General features: G+C 62.8%; 24 protein-coding genes. 19 read left to right on the plus strand and 5 right to left on the minus strand.

Annotated elements, in window-relative coordinates; all coding sequences use genetic code 11:
• Positions 1-16 precede the first annotated feature (16 nt).
• The gene (locus tag AC5Y5C_RS20940) at positions 17-178 is read left to right on the plus strand and encodes a helix-turn-helix domain-containing protein (protein ID WP_499976727.1); all 162 of its coding nucleotides are present in this window, start codon (positions 17-19) and stop codon (positions 176-178) included.
• Here the strand turns inward: AC5Y5C_RS20940 and AC5Y5C_RS20945 are convergent.
• Both AC5Y5C_RS20945 and AC5Y5C_RS20950 read right to left on the minus strand, forming a co-directional pair.
• Positions 169-498: a hypothetical protein gene (locus AC5Y5C_RS20945; RefSeq protein WP_499976133.1), complete on the minus strand. Its 330-nt coding sequence runs from the start codon at positions 496-498 to the stop codon at positions 169-171. The genes AC5Y5C_RS20940 and AC5Y5C_RS20945 overlap by 10 nt on opposite strands.
• A gap of 43 nt (positions 499-541) precedes the next feature.
• Complete coding sequence (locus AC5Y5C_RS20950) at positions 542-1,438, minus strand: LysR family transcriptional regulator (protein ID WP_499976135.1); 897 nt, start codon at positions 1,436-1,438, stop codon at positions 542-544.
• Between the two features lie 135 nt (positions 1,439-1,573).
• On the opposite strand from AC5Y5C_RS20950, the gene AC5Y5C_RS20955 reads away from it, so the two are divergent.
• The 4 genes from AC5Y5C_RS20955 (at position 1,574) to AC5Y5C_RS20970 (ending at position 5,412) form a co-directional block, all read left to right on the plus strand.
• A complete protein-coding gene (locus AC5Y5C_RS20955) occupies positions 1,574-2,500 on the plus strand; it encodes an alpha/beta hydrolase family protein (protein WP_499976137.1) in 927 nt (308 codons plus the stop codon).
• 111 nt (positions 2,501-2,611) lie between these two features.
• Positions 2,612-3,475, plus strand: a complete 864-nt coding sequence (locus AC5Y5C_RS20960; RefSeq protein ID WP_499976141.1) for an LLM class F420-dependent oxidoreductase — start codon at positions 2,612-2,614, stop codon at positions 3,473-3,475.
• A 67-nt stretch (positions 3,476-3,542) separates the two neighbouring features.
• Positions 3,543-4,352: an SDR family oxidoreductase gene (locus tag AC5Y5C_RS20965; RefSeq protein ID WP_499976143.1), complete on the plus strand. Its 810-nt coding sequence runs from the start codon at positions 3,543-3,545 to the stop codon at positions 4,350-4,352.
• A 58-nt stretch (positions 4,353-4,410) separates the two neighbouring features.
• Positions 4,411-5,412, plus strand: coding sequence for a type 1 glutamine amidotransferase family protein (locus AC5Y5C_RS20970; RefSeq protein ID WP_499976144.1), 1,002 nt, complete (start codon positions 4,411-4,413; stop codon positions 5,410-5,412).
• A 26-nt stretch (positions 5,413-5,438) separates the two neighbouring features.
• On the opposite strand, the gene AC5Y5C_RS20975 is transcribed toward AC5Y5C_RS20970, so the two are convergent.
• On the minus strand, positions 5,439-5,918 hold the full coding sequence (locus AC5Y5C_RS20975) for a MarR family winged helix-turn-helix transcriptional regulator (RefSeq protein ID WP_499976146.1): 480 nt from the start codon (positions 5,916-5,918) through the stop codon (positions 5,439-5,441).
• Positions 5,919-5,992: 74 nt separating this feature from the next.
• On the opposite strand from AC5Y5C_RS20975, the gene AC5Y5C_RS20980 reads away from it, so the two are divergent.
• The 3 genes from AC5Y5C_RS20980 (at position 5,993) to AC5Y5C_RS20990 (ending at position 8,494) form a co-directional block, all read left to right on the plus strand.
• Positions 5,993-6,358 carry a VOC family protein gene (locus tag AC5Y5C_RS20980; protein ID WP_499976151.1) on the plus strand — a complete coding sequence of 122 codons (366 nt, stop codon included), beginning with the start codon at positions 5,993-5,995 and terminating at the stop codon, positions 6,356-6,358.
• A 184-nt stretch (positions 6,359-6,542) separates the two neighbouring features.
• Positions 6,543-6,746, plus strand: a complete 204-nt coding sequence (locus AC5Y5C_RS20985) for a cold-shock protein (RefSeq protein WP_078296271.1) — start codon at positions 6,543-6,545, stop codon at positions 6,744-6,746.
• A 263-nt stretch (positions 6,747-7,009) separates the two neighbouring features.
• A complete protein-coding gene (locus tag AC5Y5C_RS20990) occupies positions 7,010-8,494 on the plus strand; it encodes an amino acid permease (RefSeq protein ID WP_499976154.1) in 1,485 nt (494 codons plus the stop codon).
• Between the two features lie 48 nt (positions 8,495-8,542).
• Here the strand turns inward: AC5Y5C_RS20990 and AC5Y5C_RS20995 are convergent, their stop codons facing one another.
• A complete protein-coding gene (locus AC5Y5C_RS20995; RefSeq protein WP_499976729.1) occupies positions 8,543-9,760 on the minus strand; it encodes a CynX/NimT family MFS transporter in 1,218 nt (405 codons plus the stop codon).
• 135 nt (positions 9,761-9,895) lie between these two features.
• Between AC5Y5C_RS20995 and AC5Y5C_RS21000 the strand changes: the two genes are divergently transcribed.
• Genes AC5Y5C_RS21000 through AC5Y5C_RS21010 form a run of 3 tightly spaced genes read left to right on the plus strand, consistent with a single transcriptional unit; the run spans position 9,896 to position 12,294 of the window.
• A complete protein-coding gene (locus AC5Y5C_RS21000) occupies positions 9,896-10,612 on the plus strand; it encodes a FadR/GntR family transcriptional regulator (protein ID WP_499976156.1) in 717 nt (238 codons plus the stop codon).
• 6 nt (positions 10,613-10,618) lie between these two features.
• Positions 10,619-11,083, plus strand: coding sequence for a copper chaperone PCu(A)C (locus tag AC5Y5C_RS21005; protein WP_499976159.1), 465 nt, complete (start codon positions 10,619-10,621; stop codon positions 11,081-11,083).
• Positions 11,084-11,085: 2 nt separating this feature from the next.
• Positions 11,086-12,294 carry a Dyp-type peroxidase gene (locus AC5Y5C_RS21010; RefSeq protein ID WP_499976161.1) on the plus strand — a complete coding sequence of 403 codons (1,209 nt, stop codon included), beginning with the start codon at positions 11,086-11,088 and terminating at the stop codon, positions 12,292-12,294.
• Here the strand turns inward: AC5Y5C_RS21010 and AC5Y5C_RS21015 are convergent.
• Positions 12,291-13,670, minus strand: a complete 1,380-nt coding sequence (locus AC5Y5C_RS21015) for a flavin monoamine oxidase family protein (RefSeq protein WP_499976166.1) — start codon at positions 13,668-13,670, stop codon at positions 12,291-12,293. The two genes, AC5Y5C_RS21010 and AC5Y5C_RS21015, sit on opposite strands and share 4 nt — an antisense overlap.
• Positions 13,671-13,731: 61 nt before the next feature.
• Between AC5Y5C_RS21015 and AC5Y5C_RS21020 the strand changes: the two genes are divergently transcribed.
• From AC5Y5C_RS21020 to AC5Y5C_RS21055, 8 genes are all read left to right on the plus strand, one after another.
• Entirely contained in the window at positions 13,732-14,412 is a 681-nt protein-coding gene (locus AC5Y5C_RS21020) for a TetR/AcrR family transcriptional regulator (protein ID WP_499976168.1), read from the plus strand.
• 171 nt (positions 14,413-14,583) lie between these two features.
• Positions 14,584-15,207: a MerR family transcriptional regulator gene (locus tag AC5Y5C_RS21025; protein WP_499976730.1), complete on the plus strand. Its 624-nt coding sequence runs from the start codon at positions 14,584-14,586 to the stop codon at positions 15,205-15,207.
• Positions 15,208-15,210: 3 nt separating this feature from the next.
• Positions 15,211-16,854 (plus strand): FUSC family protein, encoded by a 1,644-nt coding sequence (locus tag AC5Y5C_RS21030; RefSeq protein WP_499976170.1) that lies wholly within the window; start codon positions 15,211-15,213, stop codon positions 16,852-16,854.
• A gap of 288 nt (positions 16,855-17,142) precedes the next feature.
• Entirely contained in the window at positions 17,143-17,637 is a 495-nt protein-coding gene (gene ectA, locus AC5Y5C_RS21035; protein ID WP_499976172.1) for a diaminobutyrate acetyltransferase, read from the plus strand.
• Positions 17,638-17,664: 27 nt separating this feature from the next.
• Positions 17,665-18,942 carry a diaminobutyrate--2-oxoglutarate transaminase gene (ectB, locus tag AC5Y5C_RS21040; protein WP_499976174.1) on the plus strand — a complete coding sequence of 426 codons (1,278 nt, stop codon included), beginning with the start codon at positions 17,665-17,667 and terminating at the stop codon, positions 18,940-18,942.
• 29 nt (positions 18,943-18,971) lie between these two features.
• Entirely contained in the window at positions 18,972-19,361 is a 390-nt protein-coding gene (locus tag AC5Y5C_RS21045; protein WP_499976176.1) for an ectoine synthase, read from the plus strand.
• Complete coding sequence (gene thpD, locus AC5Y5C_RS21050) at positions 19,358-20,266, plus strand: ectoine hydroxylase (RefSeq protein WP_499976178.1); 909 nt, start codon at positions 19,358-19,360, stop codon at positions 20,264-20,266. Before AC5Y5C_RS21045 ends, thpD begins: the two co-directional genes overlap by 4 nt.
• A gap of 113 nt (positions 20,267-20,379) precedes the next feature.
• Positions 20,380-21,675, plus strand: coding sequence for an MFS transporter (locus AC5Y5C_RS21055; RefSeq protein WP_499976731.1), 1,296 nt, complete (start codon positions 20,380-20,382; stop codon positions 21,673-21,675).
• Positions 21,676-21,698 lie beyond the last annotated feature (23 nt).

A 21,698-nucleotide genomic window follows, 5' to 3' on the forward strand; every position in this document is an offset into this window, starting at 1 on the left:
TCTTCTACACAGACGCATCGCACGCGCGAAGGGGCTCCTCGCGCACACCGCACAGCCCATCACTGAAATCAGTGCAGCACTCGGGTTTCCCAGCGCAGAACACTTCACCACCGCATTCGAACAGCGCGTCGGCACCACCCCCGCCGACTACCGCAGGGGTACCGAAGCTCACGCTTGACCGATGTCCAGCTGTTCGAACGTCCCGCTCTCGCCAGGCACGAAGCGGAAGAACGTACGGAAGTCACCCCACGTATCACTGTGAAACTGTCCTGTGACGGTGCGCCCGTCCTGGCTCACCTTCTCGATCTCCGTGAAGTACTCGTTGCCGATCTCGGCGCTGAACGCGGCGAAATCTCGCGGCGCACCGTCGTCGGTCAGTCCGGGCCGGTCCACGAAAGCCGCCAGCCACCCCGGGCTATCGGCGTGCTGCCAGGCCGCGAGCGCGGCCCGCACCGCGGGATCGGCCACCTGCCCCAAATCGTCTGTAGGTGATGGCATACAACAACCTCCTTTATTGAAATCGATACTCAGTGAACAAAATTCAGCCGCTGGTCAGCGCGTCACGGATGGCTGACTGAGTGTGCGGCAGCCAAATCGCCTGGATGGGTGCCTGCGGCGGGTCGACGATCTCGATGACCATGACCTGACCCGCCAGGCAAGGGCCCGCGGGGGCGGTGACGAATGCGATGCCCTCGTTGTCCAGGACAGCAGTCACCGGCGGCGTGCCCTGGACGGGGTTGATCGTAAACGAGGGCTCAAACCCCGCCGAGCGGCACGTGCCGAGGATGAAGTCGGTGTAGTGGGAGACCCCCGGCGGCGACCAGACGATGATCTGCTCATTGCGCAGATCTCTCATCGAGACTGAATCACGTTCTGCCAGATGATGATCCCGGAGTACCGCAACACGCAAGGGGTGATATCCGATTACCCGTGAGGCGAGGCTCTTGGGTATCTCAATCCCACGCCGCAGCGCAATATCGGCTGAACCACTGAGCACCGTGGGCTCAAGAGCACTCGGGAACATCTGCAACGCAGTAATCGAAACATTGGGCAGTACCGACCGAACAGGCACAAGAAGCTGGTGCACTTCTTCGGCCGTGATCGCCGGGGTGTGTGCGACGACGAACGGCTGCGGCTCCTCGGCAGCGGTGTTCTGAACCTGGCGCACCAAGGTCTGCGCGGCCGCCAGCAGCACAACGGAACCGTCCCGCAGGGTCTCCCCTGCCGGAGTCAACTCGATATGACGTCCGCTGCGGTCGAACAGCCTGGCACCGACCTGTTTTTCGAGGTTTGTCATCGACTGACTGACAGCCTGCTGCGTCAGACGAAGCTGCTGCGCCGCCCGGGTAAAACCCGAATACTCCGCCACGCAAAGGAATTGCTGGAGGCGCCGAAGATCTATCGGGTCGTCCGTGATCTCAGTTGACTGCACAGCCATAAGTAGCACTATATGCCCAAGTAAAAGTTGTGGATCTTGAAGAATTTTTTGTTTCCCACTTGTCGGAAGCGGATCTAGCGTGGAGTCGTCAGTGCTTTACTGACATTCCAGTCGAGAAAAGTGAAAGGGGCATGCATGCCTGAGAAGATCGATGAGGTCGATCAGCTCGTCAAGCAGCTCGCCGAGACGTTTGGACGCCCGATCCGGTCGCCGATCCTGCATTGGCCGGACGAGTACGGTCTGGAGTACGAGTCGGTGTCCTTCCCCTCCGAGGACGGGGTTCCGCTGGATGCCTGGTTCATCCCGTGTAAGGGCTCCAAGAAGATCGCGATCGCCAACCACCCGATCTGGCACAACCGCTACGGGCTGCCCGCGCACCTGGAGCCGTGGAAGCAGATCGGTGCTGCCGGAGGCAATGACTTCGAAGTCAACTTCATGGCCGACTACAAGAACCTGCATGATGCCGGATACAACGTGCTCACCTACGACATGCGTAACTTCGGGCACAGCGGTATCGGCAACGGTGGCGTTGGCAGCAACGGCATCTTCGAGTCCCGTGACGTGATCGGTTCGATCCAGTACGTGCGCTCGCGCCCGGACACCAAGGACATGACCGTTGTGTTGTTCAGCCGCTGCTGCGGTATGAACGCCACCTTCATCGCCCATGACCGTAGGCCTGAGGTTTTCGAAGGCATCCCGGCCATCGTGTCTCCGCAGCCGGTTTCACTACGCCCGTTCTACGAGCGCATCACCGAAATCCTCGGGATCACAGATCGTTTGGACGATATCGAGCGCGAGATCCAGCTGATCACCAGCTTCAAACTCGATGACATGTCGCCGATTCCCTATGCCAAGAGCATGACCATCCCGACCTTCCTGGTCCAGGTCCGCAACGATGCACTGACCCGGGAAAGCGACGTTCAGGCGATCTTCGACAACATCCCGATCAGCGACAAGAAGCTGTTCTGGATCGAGGATTCGACGAGACGGTGGGACGGCTACAACTACTTCCCCAAAAACCCGGAACAACTCATCGACTGGTTCGACACTCACACCTCGTGAGCTCGGTGTGGGGACTGCCTGCCGCCTCACGGCCGGGTGGTCCCCACACCTTCCAAATTTTTGCGTTCGACGGCGGACATTCTCCAGGTGGCGGAAAGGCAGCGCATGGCAATGCGTTTCGACATAAAGACTGCCAATCACAACACCACCTGGCCCGAAATCCTGGCGGTGTGGCGGGAAGCCGACGGTATCGAGAAGTTCCACACCGGTTGGCTGTTCGACCACTTCTATCCGATCACATCCCCCACACAGTCGGCGCCCGATCTCAGTGGGCCCTGCCTAGAGGGCTGGATGATGCTGGCTGCACTTGCACGGGAGACCACCCGGCTGCGTCTGGGAACCCTGGTCACTGGCGTTCACTACCGCCATCCCGCCGTTCTCGCGAACATGGCCGCCACGGCCGATATCATCTCCGGTGGCCGACTCGAGCTGGGCCTCGGAGCGGGCTGGAATGAGGACGAATCAAACGCCTACGGCATAGAACTCGGCTCGCTGACGGAACGGTTCGACCGTTTCGATGAGGCTTGCCGGGTCGTCATTGGTCTGCTGTCCCAGCAGACCACCAGCTTCCGCGGCCAGTACTACACCGTCACCGACGCGTACTGCGAACCCAAGGGGCCACAGCGTCCTCATCCGCCGATTCTCATCGGCGGCAACGGAGAGAAGCGGACGCTGCCTCTTGTCGCGCGGTATGCGCAGCATTGGAACTTCCCCAATGGCACACCCCTTGAGTTCGCGCACAAACGCGACGTGCTGCATGCGCATTGCATGGAGCTGGGGCGCGATCCCGCGGAGATCCTGACCTCGGCCCATGTGTGGCTCACATCGGGTTCTCCTGGCGACATCTCGCGCCTCACCGATGAGATCGCCGCATTCGGCGCGGCCGGCCTGGATGCCGCCGTCATCTACTTACCACTACCGCTGGACCCGTCGGTGCTCACACCTTTGGCAGAGGCGCTATCCGGCATCGACTAGCCCTGTCACCGGGCACTGCTCGATGTCTCACGTTCCGAGGTACTTCACACGTACGAAAGGACTCACCATGGTGAAGATTCCCGATTCGATTCAGACCGTGCAGCCATACCGCCCCACGGAGCGGCCCTTGGCCGGGAAAGTGGCCGTGGTGACCGGCGCCTCTGCGAATATGGGTGCCGCGCTTGCCCGAACGCTCGCCCACGACGGGGCCCGGGTAGTGGTGCACTATCGCAGCGATAACAAGAAGGACAAGGCAGCCGAGGTAGTCAGCCAGATCCAAGAGGCCGGCGGCGAGGCGGTGAGCTATCAGGCCGACCTGGCGGTGCCTGCAAACTGCACCACACTGATCGACTTCACTTTCGAGGCGTTCGGACAATGGGACGTCCTCATCAATACCGCCGGGATGATCGTCCGGAAACCTCTGGCCGACATCACCGAAGATGAATATGACGCCGTCTTCGACACCAACGCCAAGACGGTGTTCTTCATGATGCGCGAGGCCGCGCGCCGCATGGCCGATGACGGCCGGATCCTGAGCTTTATCACCGCGATGGTCGGCGCACTGGCTCCCACGTACAGCGCCTACGCCGGATCCAAGGCCCCCGTCGAACACTTCACCAAGGCACTCGCCAAAGAGGTAGGTGGCCGCGGAATCACCGTCAACTGCATTGCACCCGGCCCCTTGCAGACGAGCTTCTTCTACCCGGCGGAATCCGATGCGAACATCGACTGGCTGCAGTCGATGAGCATCAACGGACAGATCGGGCGAGGTGACGACATCCTGCCCGTAGCAAGACTATTGGTGCTCCCCGAAAGCCGCTGGACAACCGCGCAGACTCTCTATGTCAACGGCGGGATTCTCTCGACCATCAACTAGACCGTGTATAGAGACCACCTTCGTCCGCCACAACAACCAGAAACGAACCGAGCTATTCATGCCCAATGAGACCGTCAAGCATCGTGCACTGATCATCTTGTCGTCCGCACGACAGTTACCGCTGTCTTCTCCCCCATCAACACCGTCCATTCCGATCGGGTTCTTTCACGTCGAGCTGGCGCAGGTGCTCGCCGAGTTTGAGAACGACTACGAGTTCACTCTCGCTACCCCGGACGGTGAAGTGCCGCAGATCGACACCAACGGTTTCTCCATCCCGTGGCACGCCACCGACACGATGACTGATGTCTATGCGGATTCGGTGCAGCAGTTCAACGATCCCAATTTCAACATCGACGCCTACCGGCACAAATATGCCGGCCTGGTCGAACGGCGGGAGCACGAACTACAGCTCCTCGAGCGCCATCTCGGACAGCTGCCCATCACCGATCCACTGCCCTCCACCGACGCCGAAGTCCTAGCGTTCCGCCCCGAGCTGGTACGTCGGGTACAAGCCTTGCAACCTAAGCCATATGCCTCGTTGCCGGAGCTGATCCGCAAACACCGCGACCCCTCCGACGATTTCAGCTTGGCTGATTTCGACTTCATCCACGCTCCGGGGGGCCACGCGCCGATGGTCGACTTTCACAAGAACCGCTGGCTTGGTGAAGTGCTGCACCTGGCGCGGGAGAGCGGCGTGTACATCTCCCTGATCTGCCACGCGCCGATCGCCCTGACCTCGACGAATTGGCGCATCGACGAAACCGGTAGACCAATTCAGGTGCAATACAACCCTTTCCTGGCCGCCGAAGTCACCACCGTCGGCAGAGAAGGTGAAACCGGCATGCTGGACCAGGGATACGTCCACATCCCACCGGGCCCCACCCGGCTGGAGTATTTCGTCGACGAGGGCCTACGCGAAGCCGGGTTTACGGTGCGGACAGCCCCAGTCCCGACCGACCTCATCCTGCTGTCCGATACAGAAGTTGGGCTAGTAACCGGCAACGGACCACAAACAGTCGACATTCAGGCCGCCAACATCCGCGCCGCCGTCACCACATAGGCGGCGCACGCACGGATCATCTGCTGCTATTCCACGGCCGATAGCGACGAGCCCGTCATGGGATCTGCGGACAAGGCGCCACGGCAGCGACTCAAGGTCGCGTGAAGCTGGCGTTGCTGCTCAGGGTCGACATGCTCAGTCATCTGCTCGACAACGGTGGCCACCAGCCTGCGCCCCTCCAGGACGAGCGACGTGGCTGCTTCGGTGAGGACAGTTGCACGCTCGCGGCGAGGCCCGGGTGTCTGGGACCGGACAACCAGCCCGTTCTTCTCCAAACCCTGAAGAAGAACGTTCATGGACTGGCGCGAGACAAACACCCGCCGCGCCAGCTCTGACCCAGTGATGCTGCCGCCCGTGTCGTGCAAAGTCTGCAAACACACGTACTGCGGCACGCTCAGTCCGATCGGGCGCAGCACTTCTTCCATCCGCTGGTGCAGGAGTGCCTGGGTCTGCTTGATCAGGACCCCGAGCTCTTCCGGCAGCGACTGCGGGCGTCGACTATCCATGTCAACAGTTTGACACACGTCTGCATTAGTGTCAGAGTATTGACACTAATGCAGACGTACGAGGAGTGATGAGCATGACCAATGGACCCGACTTTGTGTCCTTTCAAGTCCGTGATCTCGAGGTCTCGGCGGCTTTCTACGGTGAGACCGTTGGGCTGACGCGAATGCCCGCCCCAAACCCAGACGCGGTGGTGTTCTCCACCGGGGGCACAGCATTCGCCGTCCGTAAGCCGCTGCCTGGCGTAGACCTTGATGCAATCGGCCAGCTCGGGGCAGGAGTGGGTGTGTGGTTCCACAATCAGCACGCCATCGGCCTACATGAACGGCTACTCGGCCGGGGTGTTCCGATCGTTCAGGAGCCGTTCGAGGGCCCGTTCGGCACCCAGTTCGCTTTCCGCGACCCCGACGGGTACGTCGTTACCGTCCACGGCAAATCCTGACACCTTGCCGATATACGAAGGGCGGCAAGAAGAGTGGCGGTAAGGGCGAGGCGCGCCTGCACGGAATCTACGACACCGTCGGCCGTGTTTTCCCGAGTTTGCACTTCCGGCCGGATTTACCGGTAGTCTGTCAGGGCGAATGTGTTCTGCATTCGCGAAAGTAAATGAAAGAAGTACAAGAAATATGACGCAAGGAACCGTGAAATGGTTCAACGGGGAAAAGGGCTTCGGCTTCATCTCTCCCGATGACGGCAGTGCGGACGTCTTCGTCCACTACTCCGAGATCCAGGGTGGTGGTTTTCGCTCGCTAGAGGAGAACCAGCGGGTTCAGTTCGAGGTAGGACAGGGCGCCAAGGGCCCCCAGGCCACCGGAGTGACCGCGATCTGATCTTTATCTTTACGGAATCTATGGGTCGGCAAGGGACTATCCTTTGCCGGCCCATAGGTCATTTGCCCTGCTTAACGTTTGCGTAGGCCCCTCCCCGCGACCAGCCGCACCGCAGATTTCTGCGGCGGCGGGAACCCGTCCACGTGCCGGAATCACAGAAGCACACCGGACCGCTTCGCGGATGACGACTCAGCGCTGCTATCGCAGCATGTTCGTAACATCGTTGTTCCAGTCAGCAACTTTCCGGTCGATACGGTCGCACGATGACGTCCCCGGCAACATACGACACATCGGCGCCCGCCCCTGAGGAACAGGGGTACCACAAGGGGCTGAAGAACCGGCAAGTCCAAATGATCGGCATCGGGGGTGCCATCGGCACCGGGCTGTTCATGGGCGCCGGTGGGCGGTTACACAGCGCGGGACCTGGCTTGTTCTTGGTCTATGCGGTCTGCGGCGTGTTCGTGTTCTTCATCCTGCGTGCGCTGGGCGAGCTGATCTTGCACCGGCCGTCCTCCGGGTCCTTCGTGTCGTACGCACGCGAATTCCTGGGCGAGAAGGCGGCATACGTCGCGGGCTGGATGTACTTCTTCAACTGGGCCGCCACGGCCATCGTCGATGTCACCGCCATCGCGCTATACATGCACTACTGGAGCGCCTTCAAAGCCATCCCACAGTGGGCCATCGCGCTCATTGCCCTGATCATCGTGCTCACCATGAACACCATCAGCGTCAAGTTGTTCGGTGAGATGGAGTTCTGGGCCGCCCTGATCAAAGTGGTTGCCATCATGGGGTTCTTGGTCATCGGGACTGTCTTCTTAGCGGGCCGTTTCACGGTGGAGGGCGCCAGCACGGGACCGTCGGTCATTGCGGACAACGGCGGCATGCTGCCCGCCGGCCTGATGGCTTTGGTCATCGTCACCTCGGGGGTGGTCTTCGCGTACTCCGCCGTCGAACTGGTCGGCATAGCCGCCGGCGAGACCGAGAACCCGCATAAGGTGATGCCCCGGGCGATCAACTCGGTCGTGTTCCGGGTCGCGGTCTTCTACGTTGGGTCGCTCATCTTGCTGGCACTGCTGCTGCCCTACGGGACCTATAAGGCCGGTGAGAGCCCGTTCGTCACCTTCTTCTCCCGGATCGGTGTGCCGTACGCCGGCGACGTGATGAACTTCGTGGTGCTGACGGCCGCGCTGTCGAGCCTGAACGCCGGCCTGTACAGCACCGGAAGGATCCTGCGGTCCCTCGCGATGAACGGCAGCGCACCAAAGATCTTGTCACGCATGACTTCCGGTGGCGTACCTTTCATGGGCATCGCGGTCACCGGCGCTCTTACGCTGGTTGGAATATTCATGAACCTGGTCATCCCTGCCGAGGCTTTCGAGACTGCCCTGGATCTGGCGGCATTGGGCATCATCTCGTCCTGGGCCACCATCGTGATCTGTCAGATCCAGCTCTACCGGTGGTCGCAGCGAGGCATCCTGCAGCGGGGCAGTTTCCGGATGCCCGGAGCGCCATATACCGGCTACTTGACGCTCGCATTCCTGGCCGCTGTGGTGGTGCTGATGTGTTACGAGAACTGGTGGAATCTCGTCGCTCTCGTGGTCCTGATCCCGGTGCTGACCGCCGGCTGGTATCTCTGCCGGGGACGCGTGCTGCAGCTCGCGCGCGAGCGTATCGGGCACACCGGCGCCTACCCGGTGATAGCGCACACTCCCCTGCTCGACGACCCACCGGGCGGCCGTGACAGATAGCAGCAACGATCGGGGGCGGTGAGCATCGGCCTGGCCCGGCAGAGTGACTCAGCGACTCCAGGTGTCCTCTAACATTCGGGGCTTGCACGCCTGGAAGGCTCCGATACCGAGCACGGTGATCGCGACAAGCAGGAGGCCGAACGGCGCGTACCAGCCACCGGTCACATCGTGCAGCACGCCGAACAACACCGGGCCCAGACAGGCGACGGCGTAGCCGACCCCCTGGGTAAACCCGGACAGCGCCGCGGAACCCGCGGCCGTGCGGGTACGCAGGTTCACCAGCGTCAGTCCCAGCGGGAAGGTGGACGGCCCGAACCCGAGCATGATCACCCACACCGCGGTGGCGGTCATCGGCAGCCACAACAGACCGGCGAACCCCACAACGAAGCACACCAGGCATGCCACCACCAACGGGAACGGATTGCGCATACGCGCCGCCAACGGCGGAATAGTCAGCGTGCCAATGAATCCCACACCTGAGAAGAGCGCAACCATCACACCGCCGAGCGCGGCGCTACCGCCTGCCGACGTCAGGATGGCCGGGATCCAGGTGAACATCGAATACGTCACCAGGGACGTCATGCCGAACATGCCGGCCATGCCCCACGCCAACGGCGAGCGCCAAACCTGGCCTACCACAGACGAATCCGCATGCGGTTCGGCGGAATGATCAGAGACATCGTGACCGCGGCGCGCAATCACCACCCCGATCCACGGCAGCAGGGCCGCGACCGGAACAAGAACCCAGGCCGCCACTGAGAAGCGCCATCCGTAGGCGTCGGCAAGCGGCACCGCCGTCAATGCCGGAACCGTGGTGCCGATTTGCAAGACTGTGAGATAAGAAGCACTCATCAGCGCCACACGATGCGAGAAGTACCGCTTGACCAACGGTGGGATCACCACGTTGCCGATGCCCATACCGAGCAGCGCCAGGCAGGACAGCACCAGCAGCCCGCCGGTCGAGTTCATCGCCGGCCGGGCGGCCATACCGATAACCGTGGCCACCACCGCGGCCAGCGTCGTGCGCTCCAGACCGAATCGCTCGGTGAGTGCGGGTGTCACCAGCCCCGCGACGGCGAACATGGCCGTCGGCAGCATCCCGAACACGCCGATCACCGCGGAACCGAATCCGATCTCGTGAGAGATCTGGGTCAGCAGTGGGGTCAGCGAGGTGACCGCGGAACGAAGGCACAGCGCGAACAGCAAGATCGCGACCAGCACCATGAGGCGCCCACGGCGCAAGGCGGCAGCCGATACGGCCCGCATCGAATCGTGCGTGCCGGTTCCGGTGTCCTGCGCAGTCGTGGTCAACGTCCATCCCTCTCTATGCCCCGGCAAATCATAGGATGAATGGATGAATAGGTTCAAGGTGATTTCCGCCGCACGCTACGATGAGCCGTCATGCAGCCGGTCCGTCGCCAAACACTGATTGGCCAGGTCACCGAGCAACTCCGCGAGGAGATTCTGTCGGGACGCTGGATTATCGGTGCACGCATTCCCACTGAACCTGAATTGTGCGAGCTCACCGGAACCTCCCGCAACACAATTAGGGAGGCCGTCCAAGCCTTGGTGCACGCCGGGATGCTGGAACGACGCCAGGGCTCCGGCACCTACGTGCTCTCCGTCGGCGGCAGCGGCTCGGCCATCGCCGATTACTTCGCCGCTGCCAAACACCGCGACCTGATCGAACTGCGTCAGACCCTCGAAGTGACCGCCGCCGGACTCGCCGCTCAGCGACGTGACGAGGATGACATCGAGCAACTGCGCGCTCTGCTGCGGCGGCGCAACGAGCTGTGGGCGCCCCGGCATGTCGCGCCCCAGGATGTCGAGGACGCCATCTCCACCGACATCGCGGTACACCGGGCCGTGGTCGCCGCGAGTCATAACGCCCTCTACCTGGAACTTTACGATTCGCTGCTGGGCCTGATGGACCACTACATGCGCGGAAACCCGATTGGTGCGGAGTGCTCGTTCGAGCACGAACACACCACGCTCGTCGAGGGCGTCATCGCCGGCGATATCGAGGCCGCCACGTCCGCCACCGAAAAGCTCTTCACCGAGCTGAGCTTGCGCCGAATACCGCCCGGCCGGAACTTTCGTCACCATCCGCACGACTAGCTGAACGTGAAGATCGTCATCCCGGCAGCAGTCGCGCTGTCATTGCTCGCCGGTTGTTCGGCGCATGAGTCCACGCCTGCCGAGCAGGCCTCCGAGGTCACTATCACCGACCAATGGGCCAAGTCCGCCCCGGACGGTTCCATGACCTCGGTATTCGGCACGGTGCACAACAGCGGTTCCAGCGAGGCGCGCATCGTGTCCGCCACCTCACCGGCCGCCCGATCGGTCGAGCTCCACGAAGTGACCCCCGGTGGACTGATGCGCCCCAAGGAAGGCGGGGTCGCCATTCCCGCCAACGGCGAGCACAAGCTGTCCCCGGGCGGTGATCACGTCATGCTCATGGGGCTGACCGCTCCCCTGCGTCCGGGCCAGGACGTCGTCATCACGCTGGCCTTCCAGGACGGCTCGACCAAACCGCTCACCGCCCAGATCCGCGACTTCGCAGGCGGCAACGAGAACTACCAGCCCTGACCATGACGCGTCGTTCTCTGTCCCGACGGGGACTCATTGTCGGCGGCGGTGCTGCGGCGGCTCTCACGGCGGGCGCCGGGTTATCTGCGTGGTCGGCCCAGTCCCAGGCAGCGCGACCGCAAGGAGCTCCCGCCGTCGAACCGTTCTACGGCGAGCACCAGGCCGGGATCACCACCACACCGCAGTCGCACGCGCTGTTCCTTGCGCTGGATCTGCTCCCCGGCAACAGCACAGACGAACGCACGAGCCGGGAAAACCTGCAGTCCATCCTGCGCCTGTGGACCACCGACTCGGCCAGACTGACCCAGGGCCTGCCCGCACTCGCCGATACCGAGCCGGAATTGGCGACGACGACAGCACGTTTGACGATCACGGCGGGCCTGGGTCCGTCGGTGTTCACCAAGACGGGCCTGACCGACAAATGCCCCTCCTCAGCACGCGATTTCCCGGCGTTCTCCACCGACAAGCTCGACAAGCGCTGGTGCGGAGGCGATCTTCTGCTGCAGATATGCGCGGACGACATGCTTGTGGTGGCACATGCGGCCCGGGTGCTCTTGAAGAACGTGCGCTCGCTGGCCACCGAACGCTGGCGCCAGACCGGATTCCGGACTCCCCGCGCGGAAGATCCGTCGGGAGGCACGATGCGCAATCTCATGGGGCAGGTCGACGGCACTGTGAACCCCAGCGTCCCGGAGCTCGACAGCTTGCTGTGGCACCAAGGTGAGGATCATCAGTGGCTCAGGGGCGGAACACTTCTGGTCCTTCGCCGGATCCGGATGGACCTGGACGGATGGGACCAGCTGGACACCAAGCTGCGTGACCTGGTGATGGGCCGGCGAGCCGACAATGGTGCACCGCTGACGGGCCAGAAGGAGTCCGACGAACCCGACCTCGAGATGACCCGCGGCGGCATCCCGGTCATCCCCGCGACCTCGCATATCGCGCTGGCTCGTCACCGCAATCCGCACGAGAAATTCCTGCGCCGCCCGTACAACTTCGATGACGCACCCCTGCCGGGCACATCGTCGAACTCCGGCCTGATTTTCGCTGCATACCAACGGGATATCGCTGCGCAGTTTGTCCCAGTGCAACGACGGCTGGCCGAACGGGACGAGTTCAACCAGTGGAACACCGCGGTCGGATCGGCCGTTTTCGTCATGCCACCGGGCGCCGCTGAGGGCGGTTATCTCGGACTATCACTGGTGGGTTAGCGCGCCGCGAGTACCTCACGCGCGGCGCGCTCACCGGCCTGCACCGCACCGTTCATGAAGCCCATCCACTCGTCCGCCGTCTCGACCCCCGCCCAGTGAATTGTCCCCACAGGAGCCTTCAGCAGCACCCGCGCCGTGGTCAGTGCCGATGTAGCCAACCCTCCTTCGCAACCGAAGCTGTACGGCTCGTCCCGCCACAATTTCTCCAAATAGTCAATGGGCCGCATGGCTTTCGGCCCGAACAAGGCGGCAAATGATTCGAGTACCTGAACGCGCGGGGCGGCCGCCTCGCCGGTTGTGTAGCACGCCAGTACACCCACTGTTGCATCCGGCGGAGAAGCATCCAGTACACCCGGCGCCGCATCCACATCAGTGAGGGCCGAACCAGACAATCCCGAAGAACGCCAGAACGGCTCGTCATAGATGGCGTTGATCTTGCGCCCGTGTACTGGCCGCCACGCTTCGTGCAGGATCCTTGTCGGTTCTGGGAGTCCGGGGCGAAAGTCGATGTGCTGACAGGCGGCCGGCCCCATGGCGACCACGACCCGACCCGCGTCATACATCGCATCCGTGGTGTGGATTCGGACGCTATCGGCGGCTCGTTCGACCCCAACGACCGCAGATCCCAGCACGACTCTATTCCCCAGCTGCTCTGCCAAGGCGATGGAAAGAGATTGCGCCCCATCGGCAAATCGGAGAACGCCGCCCTGCCCCGACATCAACGGGCCGATGCCGCCCCATGTGTTGAGCAGATGCAAGACGAACAGCAGTGACGTGCTTGAGGGAAAGTACCCGAACAACGATTCGACCACCTGGCGCGCCTGCGCATTGCGCACAGTCTCAGCAAGCCACGAACCAATAGTGCGATGATCCAGGGCAATGGCATCGGATGCGGTCCATGGTGCGCCAATGGGGACCGCCGCTGACAGTTGATCCAATTTTCGCAGCGCCCCTAGCGTTTCCACGACTGCGGCGGGCTCCATCGGTAGAGGTATCCATCGCGATGCCACGGCCAGCAGCCCTTGCAATATCGGCCGCAACGGCCGAGCACCCCAAATTCCGACACCACCGGTCTCGCCAAAATCGAACGCGCCCACCTGCCCACCGAGATAACACAGGAACTTGCCGTCAGCGCCGCTCTCGAACAACCGAACACCGAACCGATCCGCCAGCCTGCGGATATGGCGATGAGAGGGATAGATGAGTGTCGCCCCTTCATCGATAATCGCTGATCCAACTTGACAATTCAGGGTTCTGCCACCCACGCGCGGCTTGGCCTCCAGCACCACAACCGATTCCAGACCTGAGTCGACAAGACTCGTCGCCGTGGTAAGACCCGACAGCCCCGCACCGATCACGATCACGTCGTGTTTCATGTGCGCACACCTCCACTAGCCGTACATTGTACGTTCTACTAGAGCACTGTACGGTGAAAAGATGCAACCCCCTGCTACCGAATCAGTGTGGTTACGCCCAGCCAAGGCGATGCGGGGGCGACCGACGCTCACGCGTGACCAGATCATTTCCGCGGCAGTGCAAATCATGGATTCCGACGGCATCTCCGGCCTCACCATGCGCAAGCTTGCGGCGAAGCTGGAATCAGCGCCGATGACGCTTTACGGACACGTCGCCACCAAAGACGACCTCCTTGAATTCGCCCTCGACGGCGTCTTCGCCGAAGCCCTGCTCGACGGCGGTTCGCGCATCTGGCGGACGCGGCTCGCCGCGATCGCACGCCGCTTGTTCGACACATTCCTGGCCCACCCGTGGGCCCCAGCGCTACTGGGCACCAAACCCCCCATGGGACCAGCAGCGGTGGCTCACTTCGGATCAATACTGGACACCCTGTCGCACGCGGGATTTGAGGGTAAAGCCCTCACCTCAGCGGTCACCGCCGTCTATTACTACGTTCTGGGTGCCGCAACGGCCGAGGCCGCGTGGGTACAGGCGGGCCGGCCGCTGACAGCGTTCACACCAGATGATCTGGAACGACTGGAGTCAGCTGACGGCGGTGACAACGCGGCGATGGTGCAGTTCTATCGCCACCAGACCGCAGCCGAACCGCATAGTCGATTTGATTCGGGCTTACGCCCCGTCCTGGATGGACTGCGCCCGTAGACCGACACCGATCTCGATGAGGCGAGTCGAAATTCCCATGGCCGCGTTACACGGGGCCGTCACATCCGCCTGCCCAGCGCAATCGGCCCCGACCGGACGGCCACACCCAGCCCGCCAGAGGGATCCCTTGCATGTTAGGGTTACCTAAGTTTCAATGGTGAAGTGAGCTTGATGTCAAGACCTGCCGCCACGGAACCCACGGTGAACATCGGCGAGGCGGCGGCCCTCTATGGCCTGGCTCCCTCGACCCTGCGATGGTGGGAGAAGCAGGGCGTCCTGAATTCGCCGATACAACACGGCGGCCGCCGCACGTACACCGAGCGAGATCTGCGGCGCATCGGCATCGCGTACCTCTGCTGCATCACCGGGATGATGCCACTGCGTCAGGCCGCCGTCGTGGTATCACATTCGGCACAACCCGATACCTGGCGCAGCGCAGTCACTGAGCAAGTAACGGACATCTCTGCCCGCATCGAGCAGCTCGGTCGCGCACGCGACTACCTCAACCACTTGCTGTCCTGCCAGAACGAGGACATCGTCGATTGCCCATACCTCGATGGCGAGCTCTGCGTCCGCACTCCCCGCGGCCGGGCCGCCGGCACGAATCTGGTGTCCGCAGCACGCAGCGCCTGTTATGAATCCCCTCCTATCCGTGATGAAAGACCCGCCGAGCTGCGCGGATGTTGCGGTTTCTGCGGCTCCGAACTGACCATCCGCGGAAGGGGACGGCCGCAGCGCTACTGCTCCCCTGCGTGCAAACAGCGCGCCTACCGGCAGCGGCACGGTATGAAATGACGTGTGACCCCGTCCGCGCCTGAATCGCCGGATCCGCTTCCGCAGATCGCCCGGGCCCGCTCCATCCTGTTGTCCGCCCCACCGGCGGGCCGACGCTGGAGCATCGGACTGCGCGCAGGTGCGGCAGTCGCCATTCCTGGCATGCTCGTGGTCGCCGCCGGATATCCACATGCGGCGCTCTATGTCACCTATGGGGCCTTCGCTGTTCTCTACGGAGAAGGGCGCCCGTACCGGGTACGTGCCGCTGTCGTGGCCACTGCCGGGATCGCGCTGCTACTCGTCGCAACGCTCGGCGCCATCGTCGGTGCGCACGCCCCCGGCGGTGTCGCGAACAAGGTGGCAATCATCCTCACCCTGACGGCGGTCGCGGTCCCTGTCGTCTACACCGTGGACGCACTTCGGCTTGGGCCACCGGGCGCTCTGTTCTTCGTCCTGGTGTGTGGCGGCGCCCTCGGCGCGACGGAATGGGGGGTGGATCCGTTCCGGATCCTCGTCTGCGCAAGCTTGGGAGCGGTTGCGGCGGTCATCGTTTCGATGGCGGGCGCCGTGATTGATCGCCACAAACCCGAACGCGTCGCGGTGGAGCGCGCCGTCGATGCGGTCAACAGCTATGCCCAGCCAGGCAACGCGACGGTCGATGCCCGGCATGCCGCGGGACTGGCGATCTCCTCGGCATGGACCGCACTGCACGACGCCGGATTCTCCACGCGCCCGGATTCACCCCTGGTGACAACGATGCTCGATACCCATCGCCGATTCACCGAAACCGCGGTCGGCGCCAAGATGGTGCTCGACCACCTCATCCCGGGCGACCACGTCCTCATGGTCCGACCCAGCATCTGGTACCGGTTACGCCGCTCGGTGCGGTTCCGTTCGCATGCCACCCTCACCGCCGGACGCGTCGGCATTGCCTGCCTCGGCGCCGGAGCCATCAGTGCCGCGGTCGGGCTGACACGGCCACAGTGGGCGATCCTGAGCGCCCTCGTGATCGTCCACATGGGCCCCGACCGGCTGCACGGAACGGTTCGCGGGCTGCAGCGTTTCGCCGGAACGGTGATCGGGCTCGTTCTCTTCGCGGTGCTGTACCAGCTTTCTCTCACCGGATACGCGCTCATCGCCGCCATCGCGACGTTGCAGTTCTGCACCGAGCTGTTCCTGCCACGCAATTACGCCGTCGCCGTCATGTTCGTGACGCCCATCGCACTGCTCTCGGCGGGCGTGGTCACCCTGCAGGGATCGGTCACCTCCATCGTGCGCGACCGCCTGGCGGAGACGTTGATCGGCGTGGCGATCGCTATGGCGTCGATGTACCTGATCGCACCGCATGCCCATCGCCGCACGTTCGCATTTACCGAGGCACGAATCCGACGGGCGGCGCTGGCGCTGGTCACGAGCGCCCGGGCCCGGCCTGCCCATGACGCCGCCTATGCAGAGGCCCGAGACCTGTCCTTTGAACTCGAGGGCGCCATTCGGGCCGGCGTCGATAGCGCACACAATGAGCCCGAATGGCTGCAGTCGCACTGGCCGGCCCACGCCGCACTCATTCACCACGGTTATGACCTGGTGGCCGCCTGTTGGGCCACTCCCCCCGGCGAGATGCTCGCCGATCCCGACCGCTGGGAGCGCTGCTTCGGCAGCAATGGCTGAATGTTGCCCGGCAATCTTGATGCACACTCGTCAAGATCTCGTCAAGTTCTCATGGTCCCACAATAATGTGACGAGCGTCACATCATATGTATACCCTCGGCAAACGCCGGGTGTTGACCCGGATCGCCGGCGCCGGTCCTAGCCATCCGGGTGTCGTTGTGGTTACGGTCGAACGGTACGAAAGCCGATACGAAACCCGAGTTGATACGAAACATGTTGTGGTGATGGTGATTGTTTGTGGTCGATACCGAATTACAGACTGAAAAACGTTGCAGCCCCGTGTGGACCATGAGCCACCCGACACAGTCGGACGCTCGGCACATGTGGCGCATTGCCCGCGATTCCGGCGTGCTGGATGTCAACTCTTCTTACGCATACGTTTTGTGGTGCACCGATTTTCCCTCCACCACTGTCGTCGCACGTATCGGCGGAAAACCCGTCGGATTCGTGACCGGATACCTCAGGCCCTCCGGATCGCTGATGATCTGGCAGGTCGGAGTCGATGAGGCGTACCGCGGAAAGGGTCTGGCCGCCAGCATGCTGGGCTGGCTTGCAGACTCGCTCGCCACGCTACACGGCGAGCCTCTGACCATGGAAACCACTGTCACACAGTCGAATACCGCCTCGCGTGCATTATTCGCCGGATTTGCCCGCCGGCGGGACATGGAACTCACCGAGTCCGCTGGATTCGGTGAGGATCTGTTTCCCGATGCACATGAGGCTGAGCCGCTCCTGCGACTCACTCCGCACGACCTACATAAAGCGCCCAGTAACAGTGCCTAAAGCACTGGGCCGAAAGGGGATACAGAAATGACCGCCACTTTGCCCGCGCAGGAAGCCGGGCTACCGAGGGTCATCAACGAACGCGAATCCGAGGTGCGAAGCTATTGCCGGAGCTGGCCCACCACCTTCGCTTCCGCCTCCGGATCCTGGCTGACCGACACCACCGGTGAGCGTTACCTGGACTTCTTCGCCGGTGCGGGCGCCCTCAACTACGGCCACAACAACCCGGATATCAAGACGGCGCTCATCGACTATCTGACAACCGACGGCGTGGTTCACGGCCTGGACATGGCCACGGTGGCCAAGCAGCATTTCCTCGAGGAATTCGAGCGGACCATCCTGCAACCGCGCGGCATGGACTATAAGGTGCAGTTCCCCGGGCCCACCGGGACCAACGCCGTGGAGGCCGCGCTCAAGCTGGCGCGGAACATCACCGGACGCGAGTCGATCATCAGCTTCACCAATGCGTTCCACGGAATGACATTGGGATCGCTCGCCGTGACCGGTAACTCGATGAAGCGGGCCGGAGCGGGTGTGCCGTTGGTGCACTCCACCCCGATGCCGTACGACAACTACTTCGGTGGTGTCACCGAGGATTTCCAGTGGTTTGAGAAGGTCCTCGACGACGAGGGCGGCGGTCTCAACAAGCCCGCCGCCGTGATCGTCGAGACCGTGCAGGGCGAGGGCGGGGTCAACGTCGCCCGTGCCGAATGGCTGCGCGCGCTATCAAATCTCTGCAGCAAGCGTGAGATCTTCCTGATCGTCGACGACGTCCAGATGGGTTGCGGCCGAACGGGTGCCTTCTTCTCCTTTGAGGACGCGGGCATTCGTCCCGATATCGTGACGCTCTCCAAGTCGATCAGCGGATACGGACTGCCGATGGCGCTGACCCTGATCCGCCCCGATCTGGATCAGTGGGCGCCGGGTGAACACAACGGCACCTTCCGGGGAAACAACCCGGCCTTCGTGACCGCCACCGCGACACTGCAAAAGTATTGGCGTGACGGCACGTTCAGCGAGGATGTACGCCGTAAGGGCGACCGCCTCCATGCCGAGCTGTCCGCATTGGTGGCCGACGACGATTCGGTGACGGTGCGTGGTCGCGGAATGGTCCAGGGCATAGCCTTCGCCGACACCGAGCGTGGCTCGCGTGTCAGCAAGGCCGCATTCCAGCGGGGTCTGCTGGTCGAGACCTCCGGCCCCAAGGACGAAGTGGTCAAACTGCTACCCGCACTGACCACCACCGACGAGCAGCTCGACATCGGCATTGCCACCTTGCGTGAAGCCATCGCCGAGTCCGCCTAGAAGCCGAATCCAACGAGAGAGGAATCACTGTGATCGTCCGTACTACCCAACAGATCACGGGTACCGAACGGGACGTCAGCGGCGAAGGCTGGCATAGCAAACGGATCGTCCTGGCGGACGACGGAGTCGGGTTCTCGTTCCATGAGACCACCATCGACGCGGGAACAGTCCACGTCTTCCACTACCAGCACCACATCGAGGCGGTGTGGCTCACTGCCGGTACCGGCACGCTGACAAACCTCGAGAACGGTGACGTGTTCACATTGGGCCCGGGCAGCATGTATCTGCTCAACGGCAATGAGCGGCATCGACTTTCCGCTGACACCGAGATGCGCATGATGTGCGTGTTCAATCCTCCTGTCACCGGGCAGGAGGTCCACGACGAGTCCGGCGCATACCCGGCGCCCGCACTCTCATGAGCGCCCCCGCGATCACCGATCGCTACCCCAGCCGCCTCGAGACCGAGCAGCCTCCCATCATCAGGACAGAGCCTGTCGTCTGGGGCGCTGCCGATCACGGGCCACTCGCCCCGCCGGCGCTCACTCAGATGTCCGATCAGGGATTCCTGATCCGGCCGAGCACCGTCGACGAGATGACCGTCGCCACCTTGCGCAACGAGATCGACAGAGTCCCCTCACAACTGGGCGATGACCCCAGGATCATCAGGGAAGCCGGATCTCACGAGGTGCGATCCATCTTCGAGGCACACATCCTGAGCTCCGTGGTCATGGACGTCGCGTGTTCGCCGGGAGTACTCGACGTTGCCGAGCAACTATTGGGCGGACCGGTCTACCTCCATCAGTCGCGCATCAATGCGATGCCGGCGTTCAGAGGACGCGGCTTCTATTGGCATTCGGACTTCGAGACCTGGCACACCGAGGACGGGCTTCCCCAGATGCGCACCGTGTCCTGCTCGATCGCGTTGACCGTCAACGTCGCCTACAACGGGACGCTGCAGGTCATGCCGGGCACGCATCGCACCTTCTACCCGTGCGTCGGGGCGACCCCGCACGATAATCATCGGAAATCTTTGGTGGAGCAGGAGATTGGCGTTCCATCCACGCAGACCCTCGCCGAGGCCGCACTCACGAGCGGTATCGAACTGTTCCTCGGGCAGCCGGGCGACGCGCTGTGGTTCGACTGCAACCTCATGCACGGGTCGGGATCGAACATCAGCCCCTATCCGCGCTCGAATGTATTTCTCGTGTTCAACTCGGTGGAAAACGCACCGGAGAGACCCTTCGCCGGGTCGGAGCCACGTCCGGAGTACATCGCGGCGCGGACCTTCACTCCCCTGACCAGCCGCCCGCCGGGCACGCGTTGATGGCGAACGCCGGCCCGCAAGAAGGTGATACGGAACCTCCCCCGGTCCCGCGACCGGACTTCCAGTCACCCGAGGGCCGGCGGATCCTGCACCGGGCCATCGCGGCTTCGGCGATGGGTAACGCCACGGAGTGGTATGACTACGGCGTCTACGCCGCCACCACCACCTTCCTGACGCAGGCCTTCTTCCCCACCCTGGGCACCGCATTCACCATGCTCGGATACGCGATCTCATTCCTGCTGCGGCCCCTGGGCGGAATGATCTGGGGACCGCTGGGTGACAGGCTGGGGCGCAAGAGCGTCATGGCCATCACCATCGTGCTGATGGCGTTGTCCACCACACTCATTGGCGTATTGCCCAGCTGGGCGACAATAGGAATGGCCGCGCCTGCGCTGTTGATCGCACTACGCGTGGTGCAAGGTTTCTCCACAGGTGGGGAATACGGCGGCGCCGCAACGTTTATGGCCGAGTTCGCGCCCGATAAGAAGCGCGGCAAGTACGGCTCCTTCCTCGAGTTCGGCACCTTGGGCGGCTTCGCCACCGGCGCCGCCTTCGTCTTGATCCTCGATGCCACCCTGAGTGCCGAAGCCATGCACTCGTGGGGCTGGCGTGTTCCGTTCCTCGTCGCACTTCCGATGGGCCTCATCGGCTGGTATCTGCGCAGCCGCCTCGATGACCCGCCCTTGTTCAAAGAGATGCAGGAACGGGAGCCCGAGGGCCAAGAGACGGCGTTCGAACGGCTCAGGGATCTGGTGCGCGACTACAAGCGACCCATGATCGTGATGATGCTGCTGGTCATCGCGCTGAATATCACCAACTACACCCTGCTCAGCTATCAGCCCACCTACTTGAAAACCCGGCTCGGGATGACCGAGACGCAGGGCCAAATGGTCATCCTCATCGGCGAGGTCGCCATGATGGCATTCCTGCCCTTCTGCGGCGCGCTGTCGGATCGCGTTGGGCGCAAACCGATGTGGACCTTCTCCCTGACCGGACTGCTGGTGTTCTCGCTGCCCATGTTCTGGCTCATGGGACAGGGATTCGGTTGGGCAATACTAGGTTTTGCGGTTCTCGGATTGCTGTACATACCGCAGCTGTCCACCATCACCGCGACCTTTCCGTGCATGTTTCCCACCCAGGTGCGCTATGCGGGATTCGCAATCTCGTACAACCTGTCCACTGCTGCGTTCGGCGGCACCGCGCCTCTGGTGAACGACCTCATGGTGGACAAGACCGGGTGGGATCTGTTTCCCGCCGCTTATCTCATGCTGGCCTGTGTGGTCGGGCTGTGCGCCCTACCGTTCCTCATCGAGACGGCCGGAGCCTCGATCGCCGGAACGGATATTCCCTGCGCGGATCCCGACGAGGCCGGCCCGGCCCAGCCAGACGACGCCATCGTTCGTGCCTGACCCTGCGAGTACCACTTAGGTTA

Source organism: Mycobacterium sp. NGS15, from assembly GCF_059813245.1.